3 protein-coding genes are annotated in these 2,036 nt (G+C 70.7%); all 3 read right to left on the minus strand.

All coding sequences use genetic code 11. From position 1 onward, the window contains the following. On the minus strand, window positions 1-212 hold a 212-nt coding region (locus tag VIM19_20360; protein HEY5187189.1), incomplete at its 3' end, for a hypothetical protein. A gap of 92 nt (window positions 213-304) precedes the next feature. Continuing rightward, entirely contained in the window at window positions 305-1,216 is a 912-nt protein-coding gene (locus tag VIM19_20365) for a MerR family transcriptional regulator (GenBank protein HEY5187190.1), read from the minus strand. A 109-nt stretch (window positions 1,217-1,325) separates the two neighbouring features. Continuing rightward, window positions 1,326-1,586 (minus strand): hypothetical protein, encoded by a 261-nt coding sequence (locus VIM19_20370; protein HEY5187191.1) that lies wholly within the window; start codon window positions 1,584-1,586, stop codon window positions 1,326-1,328. Window positions 1,587-2,036: the final 450 nt, after the last annotated feature.

Raw genomic sequence — 2,036 nt, forward strand, 5'->3', positions numbered from 1 at the left:
GCCAGATCGTCGTAGGCAGGCGCTGCCTGCCGCCGCCACATCGCATCCTGCCGCCAGGTAATCCGCGGGTACTCATCGAATACCAGCCACTCACCATCGGGCACCGGATCAGCGCCATGCACCTGAATGTCGTCATAGGCACCATCGCCCTCGCGCAGCGCACTGCTGCACTCATGCTTGGTGAGCGCACTTTGCCCCGGCCCCTGCCGCACAGCCAGCGGTCGCCGCGCAGCGGCCAACAAGGCCGACGAGCCGCGGCTGACCCTGGCGAACAGATCCGTGACGGGCGCCGGGCCGGAGTGGCTCAGCGCGGCGTGGCCTGGAGCAGCTCGATCGCGTCGGCGAGGCTTCGCGCCACTCGGCTGCCCGGGGGCAGCGTCACGCCCTCCCAGCCCGGACCTCCCACGACTAGGGCCACCGGTGGGCGGGTGCTGGGCAGCTCGACGGCACCGGTATCAATGGTGCGTTGCCGCCACACGAACACGGCCGATGCGTTGGTCCGGCGCAGCGCGGACAGCAGCGCGGCATGCGGCACCCGGGCGCCCAGCAGTTGTACTGGTACCCGTCGCTCGGCTAGCACTGCTGCGATGATGTGCAGCGGCAGGACGTGCATGTCCTCGGGTGAGCAGGCGAGTAGCACCGCACGACCCGGGTGGGGGCGCAGCTGGCACGCCCGATGCGCGCGCAGCGCCTCGAGGGTCGTCTCACTGAGCACGTGCTCGACGTCGATGCCCGCGCCGGTACGCGCCCACCGCGCCCCGCTCGCCACCAGCACCGGACGGATGACCTCGTCCCACACGGTCAGGGCCCCGCGGCTCGCCAGGGCGTCGGCGAGGATGTCGTTGATCGCCTGCGCGTCGAGCCGGCTCGCCGCCCGCGCCAGTCCACGGGCCTCGCCCGAGCCGCCGGGCACGGCCAGGACCCGCCCACCTGGACCCCCTGGACGACGGGGTTCCTCCTCCGGCACGGGTGCCACGGACTGCGGGGGGTCCATCCCGAGCACCGAGCGCGCGGCCCGGGCAGGTGAGACGCCTTGCCCGATCAGACGTTGCATGCTCATCAGGCGGCCGAGGTCGGTTGCGGTGTAGCGGCGGTGCCCGCCGGCGGTGTGCAGCGAGGGCACCAGACCGTAGCGATGGCCCCAGCTGCGCAGGGTCTCCGGTGCGACGCCCAGCCGACCCGCGGCTGCCCCGACGGAATACACGTTGTCGGTCACCTCACGAGCGTACCAACTCGCACATGTTTGGTAGAGCGTGCAACAGTCGCCGGGCACGGCGTGAGCCGCAGCCGCCGTGCGAGTGCCTGTCGACGTGGAGCGATTTCGCTCAGCTGACGACGGCGGGAGCGAACGCGTCGTAGTCCTCGCGCGCGACCGACTGCGTCCCGAGCGCGCGTGCTGAGGCCCTAGCCCGCCGGCGGGCAACTGCCACACGTTGCCGATGCTCGGCCAAGCGGGGGTCGTACTTGGTGCCGACCAGCGGGTTATCCCAGGAATCAGCCGGTCCAAGCAGGCGGATCAGGAGGGCCTGGGTCCGGCTGACCGATCGGGTCGGCTGCAGGTGCGCCGGGTAGGTCAGAGCAGTCATGAGGTTCCACCTGGTTCTCGGGTCGGGGTGAGGATGTGCTGCGATGCCGCAGTGCTGCGTACTCGGCCAGTAGCGATGATCGGTCGTGACCGCAGGTTAAGCCCGGTTCCTTGACCTGTTTAGTTATAGGTGTGCCGCATGCCTGGCGCAAACTTGCACAGGTTTAGATTTGGCACGACGTAGCCACCGCAGATCCTCGCCGACCGCGAGAGATGCCCCTGCTGGACACGGGCGGGGCCACGCCGCGGCGGACCCAGTCGCTAGCCGAACAGAACGCGGCATCCTGCGGGCAGTCGGCCGCGCTCGCAGCGCCAGCGGGTACACCAGCCGGGCGGGAAGCAGGTAGCGCTGCGCGTCGACGACGGCCACGACGGCCACGACGTCCCGGGCGGCCAACAGTCACCACGCTGGCCAGTCCGCCGCCGCCCAAGGCCCCGAAGGTGAGAGCTG

The organism is Actinomycetes bacterium (assembly GCA_036510875.1).
GTDB lineage: Bacteria > Actinomycetota > Actinomycetes > Prado026 > Prado026 > DATCDE01.

Bases quoted from the DNA above. Each gene is read 5' to 3' on its own strand.
- VIM19_20370 (HEY5187191.1), bottom strand. From the start codon at position 1,586: ATGACTGCTCTGACCTACCCGGCGCACCTGCAGCCGACCCGATCGGTC.